Genomic DNA, 20,288 nt, shown 5'->3' with positions numbered 1-20,288 from the left:
GGGCTGGGGTGGGTGGGGCCGGCTGCGGGGCAGAGCTGGCTGACTGCGGGCTGGGGCTGGCTGACTGCGGGCTTGGGCAGCCGGGCCACGGACGGACATGCCCAGTCTGCGCGCCGGGGAATGGACATAATCCCACTATGTCCATTCCTGGGCCGACGCGATGGACATGTCCGGCGGCGATGTTGCGCATGTCCACTCCTGGGCCGACGCGATGGACATATCCGGCGGGGACGTTGCGCATGTCCACTCCTGGGCCGGGGGGCGGCTAGACCATGGATGGACATGCCCAGTGTGCGTGCCCGGGAGTGGACAGAATCCACTATGTCCGTTCTTGGGTCGACCGGATGGACATGTCCGGCAGGCGACGCCACGCAATGGGCGTGAAGGGGTCACGGAGGGGTATGCGGGTCGCGGTCCGGACATGCGGCCCGGATATGCCGGCCGGGTTACTCGGGCCGGTCCAGCCGGTAGCGCCAGGACGGGAGGCTCTTTCCGGCCGTGTCCTCGGCCGCGGTGAAGTAATGATCCTTCCTGAAGCCGAGGCGTTCCAGCAGCTTGCTAGAGGGCAGGTTGGGTTCGTAGACGCCCGCGAACACTGTCCGGCTTGCGCGGGCCGTGAACAACCACTCCACCAGAGCAGCGGCGGCCTCCCGGCCGAGGCCAAGCCCTTGGTGGTCCGGGTTCAGGATGTAGCCGAGGCGCGCCGTGTCCGCCGGGATCTTTCCCGGGACGGGAGGGCTGTCCGAGTTCCATGTCCGGGCGTCGCCGATGATCTCCCCGGTGGCTTGGAGTTCGATGACCCAGCCGAAGTTGAACCAGTCCGGGGTGGACGCGGCCGACGCCGCCAGTACCTTCAGCACCCGGGTCGTGTTCTCCTCGGGGCTGAGTGCCGTGTGGGACAGGTAGCGTGTCGCGTCCGGATCGCCGCGGAACCGCAGGAGGGCGTCGTCGTCGTCGGCGGACAGGGGGCGCAGGGTCAGGCGTGCGGTGCGGATGGGGGCGGGTGCGGCTGTCACGGCCCGGTCAGCTCAGGGCGTTGCGGCGGCCCTCGAAGGCGCGGCCCAGGGTGACCTCGTCGGCGTATTCGAGGTCTCCGCCGACCGGCAGCCCGGACGCGAGCCGGGTGACGGCGATGCCGATCGACTTGAGCATCCGCGCGAGGTAGGTAGCGGTCGCCTCACCCTCAAGGTTGGGGTCAGTGGCGATGATGATTTCCTGGATGGCGCCGTCGTTGAGCCGGGTGAGCAGCTCCCGGATCCGCAGCTGTTCGGGGCCGATCCCGGCAATCGGGTTAATGGCGCCGCCTAGCACGTGGTACCGGCCACGGAACGACCGCGTACGCTCCACGGCCAGGACGTCCTTGGACTCCTCCACAACGCAGATCACCGACGGGTCGCGGCGCGGGTCCCGGCAGATGTTGCACAGTTCCTGCTCGGTAACGTTGCCGCAAACGGTGCAGAACTTCACCCGTTCCTTGACGGTGGTGATGGCCTCAACCAGGCGCTTCATGTCCTGCGGGTCCGCTTCGAGGATGTGGAAGGCGAGCCGCTGGGCCGACTTGGGTCCGACGCCGGGGAGGCGGCCGAGCTCGTCGATCAGCTCTTGAACTGCACCTTCGTACACAATGTCCTCGTTCGTTTAGGGGGTGGCGGGCCGCGGGCCGCCGGAAGGCTAGAGGCGTGGCGCCAGCGGGCTTCCGTCCAGTGAACGTTCCTCAAGCAGCTTCCCGCCCAGAATACGCTCGACGGCGGCGCGGCCGAAGACGCCCGATTCCTCGATCGTCTCGTCGTCCGCGCTGGGGACGTCCTGTTCGTAGCTCGTGGCGGCAACGGCGGCGCGCGCGGGTGCCTTGGCGCGCCCGGCCTCCGCCTCGGGGCTGTTGGAGAGCCGCTGGTAAAGACTCTGCCGCCCGGAAGCAGCCGGCGCACCGACCGGAGCCGTGGCCGCCACCGGGGACGCGGCGGCCGTGATGACCATGGACGCGCCGGCGGCCGGGGCGGGCTGCGGCGCGGGCATGCGCTCCGGGGCGCCGGCGTGACCAGATCCGCCCGGGAAGGCGCCGACAGGCTTCGGAATCTGCGCGGCCGCAGGCTCGTAATGCGGCGGCTCCGGACTGCGCGGCGCAGGCTGCGGCGCGGCCAGCTGTGTGGCCTGCTGTGCCTCCGGGACGGGGTGCCGCCCCACGTTCAGTTCCGTGCCGACGCTCCAGACCCCGGGGGACTGCTCGACGGCGCGTGCCCACGGGTCGGCGGAGGTATCCGGGGCGGGCGGGGCCGCGGTGTGGGCTGTGGCCGGTGCTGTGGCGGGTACCCTGCCTGCCGCGCTGCCGCCGGAGCGGGCGCGCGTCGCGGTCTGCGCGGAGTCGGAGGCCCAGGCCGCGGCCAGGGAAGGTGCGGACGCTGTGGGCCGGACGGACGCCGCGGCTTGGGGGTCCCAGTCCATCGGCGGTTCCTCGTCCAGGGGAGGCGCGTCTTCGTCCCGCGGCGGCCCCCAGTCGTCGTCGGGGTAGGAGTACGAACCGCTGGCGTCAGCATCCGTGCTTCCGGACGCCGCGGCGGGCGCTGGGCTCGCGTCTTTTTCGGCCGCCGGCGGGGCTGCCACGGCGGCGGGCTGGGGTGCGGGCTGCCGGGCCGGCTCCGGAACGGGGCCGGCCGTTGCCGCGGCGGAGGCGGCCGCGGGGCCCGCGTCGCTTACGGCCGCCGGTGGGGCTGCGGGCGCAGCGGGAATGGCGGGGGCCAGGCCCCACGCAACATCCGCCTCCGTGGCCGGGGCGTGCTCCCGGCTAGCGGGCGCTTTTGGGTTTGGCTCAGAGCTCGCTGCGCTGTTGGTTCCGCCGGCCACGGCCGTGATCTGGCAGTCGATGCCGATCGTTTTGTGGATCGCCTGGCGCAGGTTCTCGGCGTGGTCCGCGCGGCCAAAGGCGCCGGCGAGCCCGGAAGTGGTGAAGGACAGTGTCAGTTCCTGGCCCTCGAAGTGTCCGACCTGGGCGTTGGGTTCGACGAGTGCCCACGTGCTGCGTTTGATCTTCGTCAGGGTCTGCAGGATCTCGGGCCAGGCGCGGCGGAGGACCTCGACGTCGGGGCCGGCCCCGGCAGGTGCGGCGGCCGGGGCGGGTGCCGTTGCCGGCGCGGTCCGGGCCGCGTCCGCCGGCGCGGAAGCGCTCGGCGCCCGCTCGGGGTGGCTTGCCGGGGCAGGCTGGGCCGGGGCAGGCTGAGCCGGCGGGGAAGGCTGCGGCGCGGCGGCCGGCGCAGGTCGGGAGGCGCCGTTCGCCGCGGCGGGGTCCTCCACCGGCCAGTCGTTGGTGCTGACCCGCGGCGCCGTGAGCGGGCGTTGCTGGTGTGCGTCCTGGGCGGCTGCAGCCGGTGTGGGAGCCTGGGCGGGCGGGGCTGCGGGTCCGGCGACCGGCGCGGGAGCCGCAGCCGGAGCGGACGGTGCTGGCGCGGACGCTGCCGGTGCGGACTGGCCCTGACCCGCGGCGGGGGCACCGACGTCGTTCCCCGCGTAGTTGAGGCGCCGCTCCACCCGGTCGATCCGGGCGGCGATGCCGCGTTCGGTCTGCTCAGAGCTGGGCAGCAGGATCCGGGCGCAGAGCAGCTCAAGATGCAGGCGCGGCGACGTGGCGCCGGTCATCTCGGTGAGCGCAGTATTGGTGACGTCGGCCGCGCGGGAGAGTTCGGACGCACCGAGGTTGTGGGCCTGGTTCTGCATCCGGGCGATCTGGTCCGCCGGCATGCCGCGGAGGATCGACTGGGCGCTCTCCGGCATGGCCTGCACGATGATCAGGTCGCGGAACCGCTCGAGCAGGTCCTCGACGAAGCGGCGCGGATCGTGGCCGGTCTGGATCACACGGTCCACGGCGCGGAAGACGGTGGCGGCGTCGGAGGCGGCGACGGCCTCTACGACGTCGTCCAGCAGGGAGGCGTGCGTGTAGCCCAGCAGGGCTACGGCGAGTTCGTAGTCCAGCCCGTTGGGGCCTGCGCCGGCCATCAGCTGGTCCAGTACGGAGAGCGAGTCACGCACGGAGCCGCCGCCGGCACGGATGACGAGTGAGAGCACGCCCGGGGCGACGGGTACGTTCTCCTGCGTGCAGAGCAGTTCCAGATACGCCATCAGCGGCTCCGGCGGGACCAGCCGGAACGGGTAGTGGTGGGTGCGGGACCGGATGGTGCCGATCACCTTGTCCGGCTCCGTGGTGGCGAAAATGAACTTGATGTGTTCCGGCGGTTCTTCAACGATCTTCAGCAACGCGTTGAAGCCGGCCGAAGTGACCATGTGGGCTTCGTCAATGATGAAGATTTTGTAGCGGTCGCGGACCGGGGCGTAGGTGGCGCGTTCACGCAGGTCGCGGGCGTCGTCCACGCCGCCGTGGCTGGCGGCGTCGATCTCGATCACGTCGAGCGAGCCCGCGCCGCCGCGGGCGAGCTCAACGCAGCTGGGGCAGACGCCGCAGGGGGTGTCCGTGGGGCCGTCGGCGCAGTTCAGGCAGCGCGCCAGGATGCGGGCGGAGGTGGTTTTGCCGCAGCCCCGGGGGCCGGAGAAGAGGTAGGCGTGGTTGACGCGGTTCTTCCGCAACGCCGTCATCAGCGGGTCGGTGACGTGTTCCTGCCCGATAACGTCCGCGAACGAATCGGGGCGGTACCTGCGGTAAAGAGCGGTAGTAACAGTCACAGCTAAACCCTACCAATCGGCACAGACATAAAAGACCCCCCATGCACCCGCCAGAGCCCATTTACCCTTGCTACCTTCCGGTCCTGGGGGAGTTCAACAGGATGACGCCACATGAGGGGCCGACGACTACTTTACCCGACGATCGGGCCTGCCCCGAATCCGGCTCGATGGCCTTGGGTGGGCCGGACGGACATGCCCATCCTTCGGGGAGTGCGGCCAGCGGGGCAAGGGACGGACATGCCCATCCTTCGGGCTGGAGCGTGGGCATATTGGGAATATGTCCAACGGGCGCCGTGAACGCCGGGCATGTCCATCCTGATGCGGAGTGTGGCCGTGCCAGGAAGGGATGGGCATGCCCATTCTTTGAGCCTTGGACTGGTCATATACAGGCTATGTCCAAAGCCCGGAGTGAGCGCTGGGCATGTCCGGTGGTGGCGGGCCGGAGGGCCGAATTGGGCTAAGCCGGGAATGTCAGGTAGTCTAGTATCTGCTTTTGATTCAGAAGCTACTGGAGAATTCGCCTAGCGGCCTATGGCGCACGCCTGGAACGCGTGTTGGGTTAACGCCCTCGGGGGTTCAAATCCCCCATTCTCCGCGCTTGGCCCCGGTCCTCTGGACCGGGGCCTTTTTGCTTAAACCCGAAAGCGGGGTTATAGGACAAAATGTGTGTCTTTTTCGGGCGTGTTAGGTGCGTCCTGCCCAGCCTTTTCTGGCCCAGAGGCCTTCTTCGGCGCTGAGACCGGCGCTATAACGGGGTTATAGGACAAAATGTGTGTCTTTTTCGGGCGTGTTAGGTGCGTCCTGCCCAGCCTTTTCTGGCCCAGAGGCCTTCTTCGGCGCTGAGACCGGCGCTATAACGTTCCGGGCCCGGAGTACCGTCCGTGATCACCGTTCGCTTCGGCCGCGGGAGCTCGTAGTGGTGCGCCGCGATCAGCTCGGCCGGCGGTAGCGGGTTTTCGCTGTGGAGGTAGAGGTACCACTCGATGGCGCGCTTTTGGTGCTCTTCGCTCATCCCGCGGTGGGCCCGGAGGATTAGACGGAGCTGGGCGTTCGTGCCGCCTTCGATTCGGTTGGTTGTGGGTGCAATGTTGAGCCCGGCGTGTTCGGCACGCAGGTACGTGAAGAGAGTCCCGGCCCGGCTGAGGCGTTCGAGGAGCCGGTAGGCCTTGCGCAGCCGGTCGTGGGTGAACCACCAGCTTTGGTTTGCCCGCACCCATCCCGGCACGAGGGCGGTGCCGTTGCGGTAGGTCCTGGCCCGGACGAGGTGCCCGTGGTCCTGATACCAGTCGTTCAGGCCTCCGAGCCAGGCCGCGGCTTCGGTCGCCGTGGTGATTCTGGTCAGGGCACGGCCAAGGCGCAGGAGCGCTTTGCCGGCCTCGGTTCTGGGCCGGCCGGTCAGGTAGGTGCGGACGTTGCGTTGGACGTGCACCTGGCAGCGCTGGACCGCGGTCTCGGACCAGCATTCAGACAGGGCGGCGGCAATCCCGGCGCCGCCGTCGGTGATCACGACCGTGGGCGCGGGGAACCTTGCCAGCAGGGCCGCCCACGCAGCCTTTTTCTCGGTGTCGCACCATTGCCACCCGAGGACGTAATCGCCGGCGACCGCGATCAGGCAGCACCACGAGCCGACGTAAATCCCGTCGACCTGGATCTGGTCGTGGACCTCGCCGGTGACGGGAATCTGTGGGGCGATATTCCAGCACCAGCCCGTCCGGCGGCGGAAGGACCGGTCGGCGCCTTCCCGGACACACTCGACCTGGGAGCTCTTGCCCATGAGCCAGCCGAGAAAGGCGCCCAGTTGGGCCCGGCGTTCCACATCGGGCCGGGTCCTGGTGCTGCTCGCACCGCACCCCGTACATCTCCACCGGGTCCGCCCGGCGGAGGTCTTACCGTTCCGCTTGAGTCCAGAACCACAGAGCACACAACGCGAGGAATTCCCAGCACCAGCCACAACTACGAGTCTCAGGGCATAGCAAACCCCGCATTACCGCCCCGGCACTAGGAAGCAGGCCTCACGCAGACACACATTTTGTCCTATAACCCCGGATCCGCGGAGCGTGCGTCTGAAACCGCAGCGGAAACCCCGCCCGCGGCACCGGAACCGGCACTCGGCGCCGGCCAGGTCCGGCTAGGCCGCGTACCCGAGGCGGCGCAGCCGTTGGCGTGCGGCCTGTTCGCTTGGGCCCATCCGGCCCAGGGCAAGATGGACGACGCCGAGCGTGACCTTCGTCGCCAGCTTCACCGGAAGCGGGACTGGCCCGAGCCGTGCGGTGCGCAGCCCGAGCATGTCCCGGTACTTGGGCTCGAGGCTGGCCACCGCCGCCGCGAACAGCACCCGGTATCCGGGCCTGAGCGCCGGGTGGAGCGGGGGATCGCGGATGAAGGCCACGGTCTCGGCGACCTTGTCGCCGGAACTCAGTTCGCCGTCGTTGTACCAGCGCTCGAGCTGCCGGCGCATCTCGGCCTCGCTCAGCGGCGGCGACTCAACCCCCATCAGTCGTCCCGCCTGCGCCCACTCGCGCACGTAGGCGTCCGGGCCGCCCGGGATCGGCCGGCCCCAGAGCTTGTGTGCGGACAGGAACGCATCGGTGAAGGCGATGTGCACCCAGCGGAGCAGTTCCGGGTCGTTCGCCGCATAGGGCCGGCGCACCCCGTGGCCGTCGAGGTAGTCCCCGCGCACCGACTCGTGCACACGCAGCACCCAGCCGGAGGCGGCACGGGCCGCGTCGGTGGACCCGTAGGTGACGGTGAAGATCCACCGGATGGTCCCGGCGAGCCGGCCCAAGGGATCTTCCCTGAACCGGGAATGGTCGTGGACGCCGGCCAGCGCGCCGGGGTGCAGCGCCTGCATCAGCAGTGCCCGGATGCCGGCGACAATCGTCGGCATGTCCCCGTGCACGGCCCAGACGGCGGACCCGGGAAGGTGATAGCCGGCGTCGTCGCCTTCCGCCAGCCGCGGCACCCATTCCGGGACCGCGTCCCTGGTCCCGGTGAACGTCTGCTTGAGCTCGGCCTGCCACTGTCTGAGGACATTGCGCATACTCCTATTCTTACCCGGCCAGGGCGGGTGTCCTACGCGCCTGCCCGCGGGGCGCTACTGGGACGCCACCCAAGTCGCCGGACGGTGACCGGGAGATGCCGCGGAGACGCCCGAAACCGAGGATTTCGGAGGTTCACAGACCCGGTCGATTGTGGTCCCATAGGAGGGTGAGTCCGTCGAGATTGGGGTCTGGCGGACAGGATGCAGGAGTCACGTCGTGGGAAAACACTGGGGAAACTCAACGAGTGAGCTGTCCAAAACTGCAAAGGTAGTCCAACGCGCCCTCGCGGCGGCAACGGGACTAGCCCTGGCTGTGCTGGTCTTTGGGGCCCCCGCGCCCGCCGGAACCTCCGCGCGGGTGGCGCCGGAGCAGGCCCCGGCCACGGGTTCCGTGGGGCCCGGACTCCTGGAGCCCGGGGACAACGCAGCCGATGTGCGGGAGCCTGCGCCGGCCGTAAATGATGCGCTCACCGCGGACGGCCGGGCTCTCCTTTCCTTCGCACGGACCACTGTGCAGACTGCGTCTAAGGAAGGCAAGGTCGAGCTCCGCGTCGCCTCGGCCGGCCTGGCCCGTCCGCCAAAAGGTTTCCTGATGGCTCCGCTCGAAGTGCTGCTGGAATCGTCCCCCTTCGGCCTGCGGACCAGCCCGTTGACCGGAACCGCGGGGGAATTCCACTGGGGCCAGGACTTTGCCGCCCCGTGCGGAACCCGGGTGTATTCGGCCGACGCCGGGGTGGTGCGGGCGGTCGGATGGCATCCCTGGGGCGGCGGCAACCGGGTGGAAATCGACCACGGGAACGGCCTGATCACCACGTACAACCACCTCGAAGGCATCGCTGTGAAGAAGGGCGAATCGGTGGGCGTGGACGAGGTCATAGCCAAGGTGGGCAGCACGGGCTCGTCCACGGGGTGCCACCTCCACTTCGAAACGATCGTGAACGGCTCGCACACCAACCCGCTGGACTGGCACTACCTTCCCACCCGGCAGGTGGACCGGCTCGACGACATCCAGATGGTCAGCTACAGCCCGAACGCCGGCGGCGCGGACAGCACCGGCACGGATTGGGCGGTGCCCGTCACCGAAAACCTCCCCCGCGCTGTGTCCGGCGGGGTGCAGGAGTCACCGGTTCCCGCCGTCAAGGCCCCGCCGACCGCCACCCAGACGCCCTCGCCGGAGGTGACCGCCACGCCCACCCCGACCGCCACGCCCACCCCGACCGCCACGCCTACCCCGACCGCCACGCCTACCCCGGCCCCAACGCCCGCGGGCGCGACGCCGACGCCGACAGAAACTGCGACGCCGACCGCCACGCCCACGCCTACGCCTACTGCGACACCCACCCCGACCGTCACGCCGACCCCCACGGCTGCGGGCGTGACCGCCGCCGTGACCGCCACGCCCACCCCCACTCCGACGGTGACCGCCCCGACGTCGGCCCCCGCGGCCGCGTCGACGCAGCCAGCCACCGCCACCGCGCCCGCGACGGCGCCGGCGCCCACCGTGACGGCGACCCCGCAGGAGACCGCCGCGACGAAACCGACAGAATCGCTGGCACCCACCGCCTCGCCCACGCCGTAGCCGGGCCGAAGACCGCGCCGGCACCCGGACCCATACGGGTGCGCCCCGGCGCCGAACCACAGGGTGAACTGCCCCTGTACCCGAGCCCGCGAGGAAACTTCCCATGACAGCCCTGCACTCCATCCCGCTGATACTCAACGACGGCACCGAAACGGACTTTGACCGGTTCAGGGGCCAGGTGGTGCTGGTGGTGAACGTGGCCTCCCAGTGCGGCTTTACGCCGCAGTACGCCGGCCTGGAGGCCCTGCACAACAAGTTCCGCGAGGAAGGCTTCACGGTCCTGGGCGTCCCCTGCAACCAGTTCGCCGGGCAGGAGCCGGGCGCGGACGCCGAGATCGCCGAGTTCTGCCAGCGCAACTTCGGGGTGACGTTCCCGCTCACCACCAAGGCGGATGTCCGGGGCCGGCACCAGCACCCGCTCTACGCCCGGCTGACAAAGTTTAAGAACGGCCTGCTGCCGGGACTGGTGAAGTGGAACTTCGAAAAGTTCCTGGTAAACCGCGACGGTGAGATCGTCGCCCGCTTCGCCCCCACCGTCGAGCCCGACTCGCCGGAGGTCATCGAAGCGGTCCGGCAGGCGCTCGCCTGAGCATCCGCCGTCGCCCCCCTCCGACGCCGCCGGTACGACCGCCGGAAGCGCAAGGGGACAACGGACCCTATTTGTAAGCATGCTTGCGGCCTAGACTGGCGAAACCCTCCAACATTCCGGCCTCACCCGCGGCGCAAGCGCGTCCGCCCGTCGGCAGCGCAGCCGGCGCAGGCCCGTGGAGGGCGCATCAGCCAGCTTCGTGAATCACAACTGGGCACTCAGCATTGGGGTCCGTGAAACCAGGAGGAAAGTGATGACAGGAAACAAAGCCGTTGCCTACAAGGGGCCAGGAAAAGTCGAACTGATCGACATCGACTACCCCACCTTCGAACTCAAAGACGGCCCGGGGGTCAACCCCGCCAACGTGGGCCGTTCGGTGCGCCATGGCGTAATCCTCAAAACCGTTGCCACGAACATCTGCGGCTCGGACCAGCACATGGTCCGCGGCCGCACCACCGCCCCCGCCGACCTGGTGCTCGGCCACGAAATCACCGGCGAAGTCGTGGAAGTGGGCCCGGACGTCGAATTCATCAAGGTGGGGGACATCTGTTCCGTGCCCTTCAACATCGCCTGCGGACGCTGCCGGAACTGCAAGGAGCGCAAGACCGGCATTTGCCTGAACGTCAACCCCGACCGCCCGGGTAGCGCCTACGGCTACGTGGACATGGGCGGCTGGGTCGGCGGCCAGGCCAACTACGTCCTTGTCCCGTACGCGGACTGGAACCTGCTGAAGTTCCCGGACCGGGACCAGGCCCTGGAGAAGATCATGGACCTGACCATGCTCTCGGATATCTTCCCCACCGGCTTCCATGGCGCCGTCACTGCCGGCGTCGGTGTTGGTTCCACGGTCTATGTGGCCGGGGCCGGGCCGGTTGGGCTGGCGGCCGCCACGAGCGCGCAGCTGCTGGGCGCCGCCGTCGTGATAGTCGGTGACATGAACGAGGACCGGCTGAAGCAGGCGCGCAGCTTCGGGTGCGAGACGGTCGACCTGTCCAAGGGCGGCCCGGCGGACCAGATCGAGCAGATCCTCGGTGTGCCCGAGGTCGATTGCGGTGTGGACGCCGTCGGCTTCGAGGCCAAGGGCCACGGTCACGACGCCAAGGAAGCGCCGGCCACGGTGCTGAACTCCCTGATGGAGCTCACCGCGGCGGGCGGCGCACTCGGCATTCCCGGGCTCTACGTCACCGGGGACCCGGGCGGTGTGGACGAAGCGGCCAAGAAGGGAGCCCTTTCCCTCAGCCTGGGCACCGGATGGGCGAAGTCGCTGAGCTTTACCACGGGGCAGTGCCCGGTGATGAAGTACAACCGCGGGTTGATGATGGCGATCCTGCACGACAGGGTCCACATCGCCAAGAACGTCAACGCCAAGGCGATCTCCCTCGAGGACGCTCCGAAGGGCTATGCCGAGTTCGACGCCGGCGCCGCCACTAAGTATGTCCTCAACCCGAACGGCTACCTGAGCTAGCCGCCACCGGGCCGAGTAATCCACTTTCCGGCGGACACCAACCTACATATACCTGAGCAGGTATGTGTCCGCCGGAATACTCGGTTATTGCCTTTTTTCAAACATGCCTACTTGAGTTTGCACACTGCTGGCCGAATGTCTGGTTGGATAGATATTACTGAGAGGGACGCTGGAGACAACTGCCTCCACCCAACCAGGAAGGTTGCAATGGAGCTCATCGAGGCCGAGCACCCCCGGCCACGGCATTTCCTACTCCACTTGAGCGATCCGCATTTGCTGGGAGGCCCGGATCCTCTGCACGGTGTGGTGGACAGCGACTCCCGGCTCAGACAACTCTTCGACCAGGTGCGTGCCTCCGGTGCGCGCCCTGAAGCCGTGATTTTCACCGGCGATCTGGCCGACCGCGGCGAGGCGGAGGCGTATGCGAAGCTCCGCACCATCGTGGACCCGGCCTGCAGGGCAATGGGGGCCAAGGTCATCTGGGCGATGGGCAACCACGACGACCGGGCCAACTTCCGCACCGGGCTCCTGGACCAGCCGGCCGACGACGCCCCCGTGGACCACAGTTACTTCATCGACGGCCTTCGGATCATCACCCTGGACACCTCGGTGCCGGGCTTCCACCATGGCGAACTCACCCCGCAGCAGTTGGAGTGGCTCGCCGCGGAACTCGCCACCCCGGCGCCGGACGGCACCATCCTGGCCCTGCACCACCCGCCGGTGCCTTCCGTGCTGGACCTGGCGGTGCTGGTCGAACTCCGCGGCCAATCCGCGCTCGCCGGCGTGCTCCGCAACTCCGACGTGCGCACCATCCTGGGCGGGCACCTGCACTACTCGACGTCAGCCACGTTCGCCGGCATCCCCGTCTCGGTTGCGTCGGCCACCTGCTACACCCAGGACCTGAATGTCCCCGTGGGCGGAAGCCGGGGCCGGGACAGCGGGCAGTCCTTCAATCTGGTCCACGTTTACGAGCACACGATTGTGCACTCTGTGGTGCAAGTGGGCGACACCCTGCCCGCGGTGGGCGAGTTCGTTACGGCGGAGGAAACGCAACGGCGCATTGCCGCCGCAGGCATCCGGATTCCGGCCCAGGCTCGGCCCGAGGATCCGGCGAAGGCATCCCATGACCGCCGGATGACCACGCTCAACTAGCCGCCCGCCTATCCCGCCGCTACCGTTCCCGCTGCGGGAGGCAGCGCCAAGGGAGCCCGCGCTACTTTTCCCAGGGCGCCTTGATCGGGAAGTACTTCTCCAGGAAATCCGTTACGAGTTCGGCGCGTTCCTCGGCCGGTACCTCCGGAAAGCTTCCGTCGTTGAGGCAGAAGAAGTCCATGTTCCGCTTGGAGAGCAGCTTGGGCAGGTAGTTCAGGCCAGCCCGGGCCGTGGTGTCCACGTACCTCACCTTCGCCGCCGTCTGGGTCACGGCCCGGCCGGTCAGCAGCGCGTAGTAGTGGTAGAACGAATTCGTCACCGAGATGTTGTCCGCACCGCGGAACCTGCTGGCCGCCGTCTTGGCGAACTCGTCCGGGAACTCCTGCTCCATCTGGGCAACCACGCTGCGTCGAAGCGGAGCGGCGGTGTGTTCGAGGTGGCGGGTGGTGATCCGGCCGAAGCGGTCCCAGAGCAGCTTCCGGTTCACCCGCGCCGCGTTTTCGAACCCGCTGCGCTCCGCGGCGTTGTCGCCCAGGCCGATGCGCGTCTCCGCCTCGATGAACTTGGTGATCCCGCCCGGGGTGAAGAACATGTCCGGCCGCACGGCTCGGCCGAAGAACATGTCGTCATTGGAGTACAGGAAATGCTCGGAGAGGCCCTCGATGTGGTGGAGTTGGCACTCGACCGCCTGGGAATTGTGCGTTGGCAGCACCGACGGGTCGGCGAAGAACTCCTCGCTGCGCACGATCGTCACGCTCGGGTGGTCCGCGAGCCAGGCCGGGGCCGGGGAGTCAGTGGCAATGAAAATCCGCCGGATCCACGGCGCGAACATGTAGACCGAGCGCAGCGCGTATTTCAGCTCGTTGATCTGGCGGAAGCGGGCCTCGTGGTCATCCCCCTCGCCCACGACGACGCCGGCCATCCGGGCCCGGCGGGCGGCGATGTACTCGGGGGAGCTGCCGTCGACCCACGAAAACACCAGATCGATATCGAAGTTGATGTCGCTGGCATGGTCGGCGAACATGTTCTCGATGGTGGGCCAGGTGTGGCCGTAGCGTTCAACGGTGCCGCGGACCGCGTCCTGGGCCAGCAGGGTCCGCCGGGTCAGCGAGTTTTCGATCGGCAGGATCAGTTGGTCGCCCTCGAAGCTCCAGAGCTCCAGCTGGACCCCGGCCGAGGCGCCGAACTCGAGGCCGCCCTCCGGTTCCACCCGGGGCCGGTACAGCCGGAAGATGCGGCCCTGGCGGTTCGGTGACAGCTCTCCGTCGGCCACCAGCACCGAGGACTTCTTCTTTGCGTCCACGGTCATGGAGTAGAACGGCTCGTCCCGGCAGGCCTCGACCAGGGCGGCCCGCAGCTCCCGGCGGTTCTTCCAGTCCACCGCAATGACCGGACGGTCGTTATTGCCGCGGACCAGCAGGTAGTCCAGGTTGGCGCCGGCCAGCACCGAGCGCAGGAAAAGCAGGTCCTCCACCATGGCCTGGTACGGCGTGCGGTTGTCATTGATCAGCGCATACCGGCCGTGCCGGCGTACCACGTCGGGGCGGGTGCGGAACCTGGCAACGGCGGCGGCCGAAGTGACCTCCGCGTGGGCGTGGTCCTCCTCGCCGGCCTGGCTGCCGTAGTAAATCTCGTCCTGGATCAATGCGTCCGTAATGTCGTCTCTCCGAGCTGTGGAAGGTGTGTGGATCTGTAACTGCATGATATCGCGGGGCGCAAAAACGCCCGCCAAACCGGCTTCCCAGCAGGGAAAATCAGCCAAAATCAGCCAAAATCAGCCGGCCAGGGCGGCGCGCCAGTGGGTCAGGAACGCCGCGCCGGCGTCGTCGTGGATGACGTCGGCGCCCAGGCCCAAGTCGGCGGCGGTCAGGACCGCGTAGGGCTTGACCGGAATGCCGTCGGCGGGACGAACGTCCACGTGCTTCACCGGGTGGTCATTGTGGTGCAGCCAGTCCGCCATGGCGTAGTCCGTGCGCGAGTCGCCCACCGTCCGCCAGGCCTGCGGGGTGATGCCCTGGGCCGCCAGCAGCTCGACGGCTCGGCTGGCGCCCAGGTCCTTGCCGAGCCGGACGGATTCGATATCGGTGGAGATGATCGTCGGATCCACGCGGTAGTCGACCTGGTCGTCGCTGTCCGGGGCATGGTGGTCCAGGCGCACCACCCCCAGGCCGTGGCGGCGCATGAGTTCCATGGCATCGGCGTCGAACAGAGCCTGTTCCTCGCGGTAATCGGAGTTGGCGACGGCGACGTGCTGCTCCACGGAGACCATCGCCAGCTTGGTCTCGTCGTAGAACATGTGGGTGGCGTAGTCCTCCGCGACGAGCCGGCGCACGTCGTCCCCGAACGCCGTAGGGATGGCGAGGTCCTGGTCCACGTGGACCGGGCCAGGTCCGGCCGCGGTGAAGCTGAACCACACCGCGCCTTTCTCGCAGACGGCGTGGATGAGGAGCCCTGCCGGCATGCCTGCGGCGATCATCGGCCCCATCACCTGTTCGCGGATGAAGGCGTCCGAACGGCCGGTGTTGAAGATGACCGGAATCCCGGCGGACGCCAGGGCGAGGAGGTCCGCGATGATGCCGGGACGGACGGTGCGGGTCAGCGGGCTCGCCACCGGACCGTCGACGTCGAGCAGCAGCGCCAGCGGCGGGGCCGAGGGCGGCAGGGCGGAGGTCTCGGGTGAAGTCATGCCCCCATTCTCTCAGCCGGGGCGCCGGTTCGCCCCGCCGTTACGGCATTTCAGTGACAAATGGTCACTGTTTGGCCACAACCTCCGGCGCCGTGGCCTCAGTGATTCCCCTGGCCAGGGATCTTCCTTAGGCTTGCATGGTGATCTTTAAAGCTGTGGGCGAGGGACGCCCGTACCCCGACCATGGTTTCAACACGCCCAAGGATTGGGCGGCGCTGCCGCCGCGCCCGGTCCGGCTGGACGAACTCGTGACCACCAAACGCACCCTGGACCTTGAGGCCCTGCTGGCCGAGGACTCGACCTTCTTCGGCGACCTGTTCCCGCACGTGGTCGAGTTCCGCGGCGTGCTCTACCTCGAGGACGGGCTGCACCGTGCAGTCCGCACTGCACTGCACCAGCGCACCGCGATCCACGCCCGCGTCCTGGTGATAAATGGCTAGGACGCCAAAGGACCCCACCGTCCTGCACGGGCACCACGTCATCACCGGCTCCGAATTGCGGGCCACGTTCGTGGAGCAGGACGAGCTGGAAAACCCGGTGCGGATGCGCCGGCGGATTCTGCACGGGGTGGTCCTGGTGCTCCTGGTCGGGCTGGTTACTGCCGCCATTGTGGTGGCCCTCGCCATCATGAACGGCCAAATTAAAATCCCGACGACGGAGCGCAGCCAGGCGGCCGCGTCGCTGTGCCCGGATGCGTCGTTCGACTACACACCGCACGACAAGATCAACCTGAACGTCTACAACTCCACCAGTCGTCCGGGCCTGGCCCGGACGGTTGCCGACGAGTTCCTGGCGCGCAAGTTTGTGGTGGGTTCCGTGGGCAACACGCAGAGCGGCTACCGCGGGGTGGCGCTGGTGGTATCCGGCGCCGCCGGCCAGTCCGCGGCATTCAGTGTCCAGCGCAACCTTCCCGGCTCGGACTACGTCCAGGACGGCCGCAGCGACCCGAGCGTGGACGTCATCCTCACCGGCGACTTCAAGGACCTGGCCAAACCGGAACTCGTGGACCAGACGCCCGGCAAGCTCAGCTGCCCGCGGGAAACCCGCCGCGTCGTGGACGATCCCAAATGGCCGGTCGTTCCTACCCTCGTACCGCCCAGCCCCAACCCCTGAGCCGCCGCCGCGTTTGCGGCTGGGAGCTCCGGCATCGAGTGCGGCTACGCGGCGCTGCGGAGGGGGCGGCCGTCGTCGTCGAACCTGGCGCCGGCGCCCAGCTGGATGAACCGCACCGTCCGTGCGATCCGGGCTTCCGCCTCCGGCTCCGCGCCGGCCCCGTCGCCCCGGGCGGCGCTGGAGGAGAGAGTGCCGTGGATGAGCTGGGCGAGCTGGGTGATGTCCGCCTCGGGGAGGTACCCCTGCGCCATGCCGTCGCGCAGGATGTCCTGGAGCAGAAGGCTGAGTTCGCCCACGTGGTCCGCCAGCTTGGCGAAGGAAGCGGGGGACAGGACCGCGCCCATGGCCGGCCCCGGCGGCAGGTGCCGCCGGCTCAGGTCGGCCACCTGGGCGCGCACGTAAAGGGCCAGGCGCTCCACCGGGTTCTCCAGCGACGCGAGCGAATCGCGCAGCTCGACCAGGAAGCGCTCGGTCTCGTCCAGGGCGTAGGCGATGAGCAGCTCTTCAATGTCCGCGTAGTAGTTGTAGACGGCCGTGCGGCCGATCCGGGCGTGCCGGGCGACGTCGGTCATGGTCAGGCCCGGCAGCCCGTGCGTGAAGAGCAGTTCGCCGAAAGCTGTCAGGATGCGGCGCTGCGTCTCGGCACGTTGGGCGGCGTTGCTCGCGGCCGAAATCCTGGGCATACGGACACTTTAGCCCCATCTGTCAGTAAAAGCGGCCAAGTTCCGGCGGGCACTGCCGGGCGGGGCGCCGTCGGCGACGCGAGAACCTCACACCCCGGAAACCGCGGCGAAACATCGCCCGGGCATGCTGGTGGCAAGGGCTCCCCGACGGCGGGGCGCCGAGGGGGAGGAACTGGCAATGGACGCGAATGGCACGACGATCCGGACGTGCGGGGAACTGGCCGTGGGGGATCAGATCGAGGCGTGGCACAACGGCAAGCTGTTCCACCGCGGACGGGTCACGCAGACCATCCCGCTGATGGAACTGTTCTGGATCCTGGATGCCCGGACGGGTGCCCGGAAGCTGCTCGACGTCGAGGCACTGGACATTGTCCGGTCCGCGGCCACGCCGGGCCTCGGGGCCAACGTCCCGGCAGCCCTGGCGCAGCCCGCCTGACGCGCGAACGGACACTTGGGGCCCCGCGGCTTTTTGGGGCCGCAGGGGTGCGTTCGCGCTGGTTCGGGAGGCTGCCGGGGGACCAGCCTCAGACAGGGCAGCCGTCCGGGCCGCATGCACCGGCGTCCGCCCCGGCGGCAGCACCGGCGTCGGCCATCACCAGCGGGTGGCTTTCCTGCCAGGCCTGATCCAGGGCCGCGCTGAAGGTTTCCGGAGCCTGGGCGCCCGAGAGCCCGAATTTCCGGTCGATCACAAAGAACGGCACCCCGCTGATGCCGAGGGCGCGGGCCTCCGCGAAGTCGTGCTGGACGTCGTCGGCGTATTTGTCGGTGCTGAACAGCTCGTCCAGTTCGCCGGCGCCGATCCCGAGGTCGAGGCCGAGCGAGGTCAGGTACTCGCGGCTGCCGATGTCGCGGCCGTGCTCGAAGTGGTCGCTGAGGAGCCGTTCCTTCGCGGCGTCCTGCTTCCCGTGTGCCGCGGCGAGGTGGATCAGGCGGTGCGCGGTGAAGCTGTTGGCCACTACGACGGCGTCGAAGCGGTAGTTGAGGCCCTCGGCGCCGGCCAGGGAGGCCACGTGCTCAAACATGCCGGCGACCTGCTCCGGGGCCATGCCCTTACGCGTGCACAGGTAGTCCAGTTCGGTGCCGTCGTAATGCTCGGGCAGGGAGGGATCCAGCTGGAAGCTGCGCCACTGCACATCGACCTCGTCGCGGTGCGGGAAGGCCGCGAGGGCAGTTTCAAAGCGGCGCTTGCCGATGTAGCACCAGGGGCAGGCCACGTCGGACCAGATCTCAATCTTCATGCTGGCGATAACCGAGCACGTGCCCGGACCATTCCCGCCCATGCTGTGGGGTCAAGGGGCGAGACGGAGTTCCATCACGAAGTCGTGTTCCACGCTTGCCCCCAGCGTGAAGGACTTCGTGCCGACTTTCCGGAAGCCCGACTTCTCATAGAACCTGATGGCCCGGGCATTCTGGCTGTTCACACCGAGCCAGAGGCCGGCGGCGCCCATGCCCTCCGCCGCGGCGACGCTGGCGTGCATAAGTTCAGCCGCCGCGCCGATCCCGTGGTGGTCGGGGTGGACATAGCACTTGCTCAGCTCCACACTCCGCCCGGCGCCCAGGGCCGCGTCCACCTCGGCATCCTCCGTGCGGCGGTCCACGAGCAGGCTGTAGCCGCGGAGCTCCCCGCCGGCGTCGATTACAAACACCGTGACATCCGGATCGGCGAGGTAGCCGCGGAAGCTGGCCTCGCTGAGTGTGTTCGCCAGGTGCGCGGCGATGTCCTCGGGCCGGGATTCCGGCGGGCAGGCGAGCGGGAAGGTGACGGCGGCGAGTTCGGCCAGCGGCCCGGCGTCGTCGGCGGCGGCCTTCCGGATCAGGTGCGTCATGCCAAGACCCTAGTCCGGTGGCCCCGGCGCGTGCCGTTCGTGAAGCGCGGGCCGTCATGTAGCGGGGGCGCCGCGCGGGCCGCGGCGGCCCGTGATAGCAATGGGACTGATGAAAACATATTTCTGCCAGGCCGCCGGGCCGCGGACCGCCGGATGAGCGCGGCGGCGAAGAGCCCCCGCGGCTGGCTGTTGATGATCGCAATCGGACTGATCGCCCTCAACATGCGCGGCCCGTTCGTCGCGGTGGCGCCGGTCGTCGGAGACATGCGGAGCGACCTGGGCTTCTCGCCGGTCGAAATCGGGTTCCTGACCGGCATCCCGGTGCTGTGTTTCGCGCTCGCCGCGCCGCTGGCCTCGCTCACCGGCCGGAAGCTGGGCCCGGAGTTCGCTATCACGCTCACTCTGCTGGGTGTGCTCCTCGGCGTCGTGGTCCGTTCCGCGGACGGCGGCGCGCTCGAGATGCTGGGCACTGTGATCCTGGGCGTCGCGATTACGATCGGCAATATCGTGGTCCCGTTGATCATCCGGCGCGACTTCAGCCCGTCACAGCAGGGCGCCGCCATGGGCACCTACACCGCGGCGCTGAACATCGGGTCCTTTGTCACGTCCATGATCACGGCCCCGCTGGCGGAACTGCTCGGGTGGCGTCCGGCGATCGCGGCGTGCGCACTTTTCGCGCTCGCGGCGGCTGCCGTGTGGGTGCTGGCCGTCGGGGCCCGTTCCTTCCGGCCCGAGGCGATCCCGGGGACGGATCCCACCCGGGCAGCGGGACGGCCGGCCTCGCGCTGGATCACCGTGGCACTGACCGCGGGTTTCGCCGGCCAGGCGTTCTCCTACTACGGCGTGACCGCGTGGCTGCCCAGCCTGCTTGCCGACGAGCTGGGCCTGGCGCCGTCGGCGGCCGGGGCCGGCTCCTCACTGTTCCAGATCCTCGCGATCGCCGGCGGCCTGGGCGTCCCGCTGGCGGCGCGCTTCGCCAGTACGACGGCGGTCGGCCTCACCCTGGGGGCGCTGTGGCTGACGGTCCCGGTGGGACTGCTGCTGGCTCCGGAGCTGTGGTGGCTCTGGTCATCGTTCGGCGGGGTGGCGCAGGGCGGCGGCATCACCTTGATCTTTATTGCGATTATCCGGCTGGCCCGCGACCAGGCATCGGCGGGCCGGATGTCCGCCGTTGTCCAGGGGGCCGGCTACAGTTTCGGCGCCGTGGCCCCCACGCTGCTGGGCTACGTGCACGGCGTCTCGGACTCGTGGACCGGGCCGCTGCTGATGATCCTGGGGTCCGTGGCCCTGTTTATCCTCGGCTGTGCGCTGTCCCTGCGCCACATCCCCAAGGCGCACTAGCCGGTCCGCCCCGCAAAAGCGCGAACGGACACTTGAGGCCCGAGTTTTCCGAGAAAACACGGGCCTCAAATTGCCGTTCGCGCACCGGTGATGTGTGACGGGGAGGGTGTTCCGTTGCCGGGCTGCCGCCCCGGATCTCGGGGAGC

Annotated in this window: 18 protein-coding genes, 1 tRNA gene and 1 other RNA gene; 9 read left to right on the top strand and 11 right to left on the bottom strand. The window is 68.8% G+C overall.

The genetic code is table 11. The annotated features are described in order from the left end of the window. Positions 1-446: 446 nt before the first annotated feature. The 4 genes from E7Y32_RS03415 to ffs all read right to left on the bottom strand — a co-directional run bounded on the left by E7Y32_RS03415 (position 447) and on the right by ffs (position 4,792). On the bottom strand, positions 447-1,016 hold the full coding sequence (locus tag E7Y32_RS03415) for a GNAT family N-acetyltransferase (protein WP_146335884.1): 570 nt from the start codon (positions 1,014-1,016) through the stop codon (positions 447-449). Between the two features lie 7 nt (positions 1,017-1,023). After that, positions 1,024-1,623 carry a recombination mediator RecR gene (recR, locus tag E7Y32_RS03410; protein WP_146335883.1) on the bottom strand — a complete coding sequence of 200 codons (600 nt, stop codon included), beginning with the start codon at positions 1,621-1,623 and terminating at the stop codon, positions 1,024-1,026. 48 nt (positions 1,624-1,671) lie between these two features. Beyond that, positions 1,672-4,668, bottom strand: a complete 2,997-nt coding sequence (locus tag E7Y32_RS03405) for a DNA polymerase III subunit gamma and tau (protein WP_146335882.1) — start codon at positions 4,666-4,668, stop codon at positions 1,672-1,674. A 27-nt stretch (positions 4,669-4,695) separates the two neighbouring features. After that, positions 4,696-4,792, bottom strand: an RNA gene (gene ffs, locus E7Y32_RS03400) — signal recognition particle sRNA small type. A gap of 386 nt (positions 4,793-5,178) precedes the next feature. Between ffs and E7Y32_RS03395 the strand changes: the two genes are divergently transcribed. After that, positions 5,179-5,263, top strand: a tRNA-Ser gene (locus tag E7Y32_RS03395). A gap of 195 nt (positions 5,264-5,458) precedes the next feature. Here E7Y32_RS03395 and E7Y32_RS03390 read toward each other — a convergent pair. Together E7Y32_RS03390 and E7Y32_RS03385 are read right to left on the bottom strand one after the other, a co-directional pair. Then, positions 5,459-6,589, bottom strand: coding sequence for an IS1249 family transposase (locus tag E7Y32_RS03390; protein WP_261382595.1), 1,131 nt, complete (start codon positions 6,587-6,589; stop codon positions 5,459-5,461). Between the two features lie 207 nt (positions 6,590-6,796). Next, positions 6,797-7,708: an oxygenase MpaB family protein gene (locus tag E7Y32_RS03385; RefSeq protein ID WP_146335880.1), complete on the bottom strand. Its 912-nt coding sequence runs from the start codon at positions 7,706-7,708 to the stop codon at positions 6,797-6,799. 511 nt (positions 7,709-8,219) lie between these two features. On the opposite strand from E7Y32_RS03385, the gene E7Y32_RS16325 reads away from it, so the two are divergent. The 4 genes from E7Y32_RS16325 (at position 8,220) to E7Y32_RS03360 (ending at position 12,493) form a co-directional block, all read left to right on the top strand. Continuing rightward, positions 8,220-9,287: a M23 family metallopeptidase gene (locus E7Y32_RS16325; RefSeq protein ID WP_261382524.1), complete on the top strand. Its 1,068-nt coding sequence runs from the start codon at positions 8,220-8,222 to the stop codon at positions 9,285-9,287. Between the two features lie 103 nt (positions 9,288-9,390). Continuing rightward, positions 9,391-9,876: a glutathione peroxidase gene (locus E7Y32_RS03370; protein ID WP_146335879.1), complete on the top strand. Its 486-nt coding sequence runs from the start codon at positions 9,391-9,393 to the stop codon at positions 9,874-9,876. Between the two features lie 253 nt (positions 9,877-10,129). Then, positions 10,130-11,341 carry a formaldehyde dehydrogenase, glutathione-independent gene (gene fdhA / locus E7Y32_RS03365; RefSeq protein ID WP_146335878.1) on the top strand — a complete coding sequence of 404 codons (1,212 nt, stop codon included), beginning with the start codon at positions 10,130-10,132 and terminating at the stop codon, positions 11,339-11,341. Between the two features lie 207 nt (positions 11,342-11,548). Next, entirely contained in the window at positions 11,549-12,493 is a 945-nt protein-coding gene (locus E7Y32_RS03360) for a phosphodiesterase (protein WP_146335877.1), read from the top strand. 61 nt (positions 12,494-12,554) lie between these two features. On the opposite strand, the gene E7Y32_RS03355 is transcribed toward E7Y32_RS03360, so the two are convergent. Both E7Y32_RS03355 and E7Y32_RS03350 read right to left on the bottom strand, forming a co-directional pair. Next, a complete protein-coding gene (locus E7Y32_RS03355) occupies positions 12,555-14,195 on the bottom strand; it encodes a stealth family protein (RefSeq protein WP_146335876.1) in 1,641 nt (546 codons plus the stop codon). Positions 14,196-14,267: 72 nt separating this feature from the next. Further along, positions 14,268-15,179 (bottom strand): hypothetical protein, encoded by a 912-nt coding sequence (locus tag E7Y32_RS03350; protein ID WP_146335875.1) that lies wholly within the window; start codon positions 15,177-15,179, stop codon positions 14,268-14,270. A 140-nt stretch (positions 15,180-15,319) separates the two neighbouring features. Between E7Y32_RS03350 and E7Y32_RS03345 the strand changes: the two genes are divergently transcribed. Together E7Y32_RS03345 and E7Y32_RS03340 are read left to right on the top strand one after the other, a co-directional pair. Next, entirely contained in the window at positions 15,320-15,619 is a 300-nt protein-coding gene (locus tag E7Y32_RS03345) for a type II toxin-antitoxin system VapB family antitoxin (protein WP_175322235.1), read from the top strand. Next, positions 15,612-16,292, top strand: a complete 681-nt coding sequence (locus tag E7Y32_RS03340; RefSeq protein WP_146335874.1) for a LytR C-terminal domain-containing protein — start codon at positions 15,612-15,614, stop codon at positions 16,290-16,292. The genes E7Y32_RS03345 and E7Y32_RS03340 overlap by 8 nt, the downstream gene beginning before the upstream one ends. A 44-nt stretch (positions 16,293-16,336) precedes the next feature. Here the strand turns inward: E7Y32_RS03340 and E7Y32_RS03335 are convergent, their stop codons facing one another. Next, the gene (locus E7Y32_RS03335) at positions 16,337-16,975 is read right to left on the bottom strand and encodes a TetR/AcrR family transcriptional regulator (RefSeq protein WP_146335873.1); all 639 of its coding nucleotides are present in this window, start codon (positions 16,973-16,975) and stop codon (positions 16,337-16,339) included. 178 nt (positions 16,976-17,153) lie between these two features. On the opposite strand from E7Y32_RS03335, the gene E7Y32_RS03330 reads away from it, so the two are divergent. Then, complete coding sequence (locus tag E7Y32_RS03330) at positions 17,154-17,411, top strand: hypothetical protein (protein WP_146335872.1); 258 nt, start codon at positions 17,154-17,156, stop codon at positions 17,409-17,411. 88 nt (positions 17,412-17,499) lie between these two features. Here the strand turns inward: E7Y32_RS03330 and E7Y32_RS03325 are convergent, their stop codons facing one another. Continuing rightward, positions 17,500-18,213: a DsbA family oxidoreductase gene (locus tag E7Y32_RS03325; protein ID WP_146335871.1), complete on the bottom strand. Its 714-nt coding sequence runs from the start codon at positions 18,211-18,213 to the stop codon at positions 17,500-17,502. A gap of 51 nt (positions 18,214-18,264) precedes the next feature. Then, positions 18,265-18,801, bottom strand: coding sequence for a GNAT family N-acetyltransferase (locus E7Y32_RS03320; protein WP_146335870.1), 537 nt, complete (start codon positions 18,799-18,801; stop codon positions 18,265-18,267). 153 nt (positions 18,802-18,954) lie between these two features. Between E7Y32_RS03320 and E7Y32_RS03315 the strand changes: the two genes are divergently transcribed. Then, positions 18,955-20,142, top strand: a complete 1,188-nt coding sequence (locus tag E7Y32_RS03315) for a CynX/NimT family MFS transporter (protein ID WP_146335869.1) — start codon at positions 18,955-18,957, stop codon at positions 20,140-20,142. The last annotated feature ends 146 nt before the right edge of the window (positions 20,143-20,288 follow it).

Origin of the sequence: Arthrobacter sp. UKPF54-2 (assembly GCF_007858535.1) — a bacterium.
In the GTDB taxonomy this organism is placed as follows: domain Bacteria; phylum Actinomycetota; class Actinomycetes; order Actinomycetales; family Micrococcaceae; genus Arthrobacter.
The sequence above is the reverse complement of the archived record's forward strand: the minus strand, read 5'-3'. Positions and strand labels throughout refer to the sequence as shown.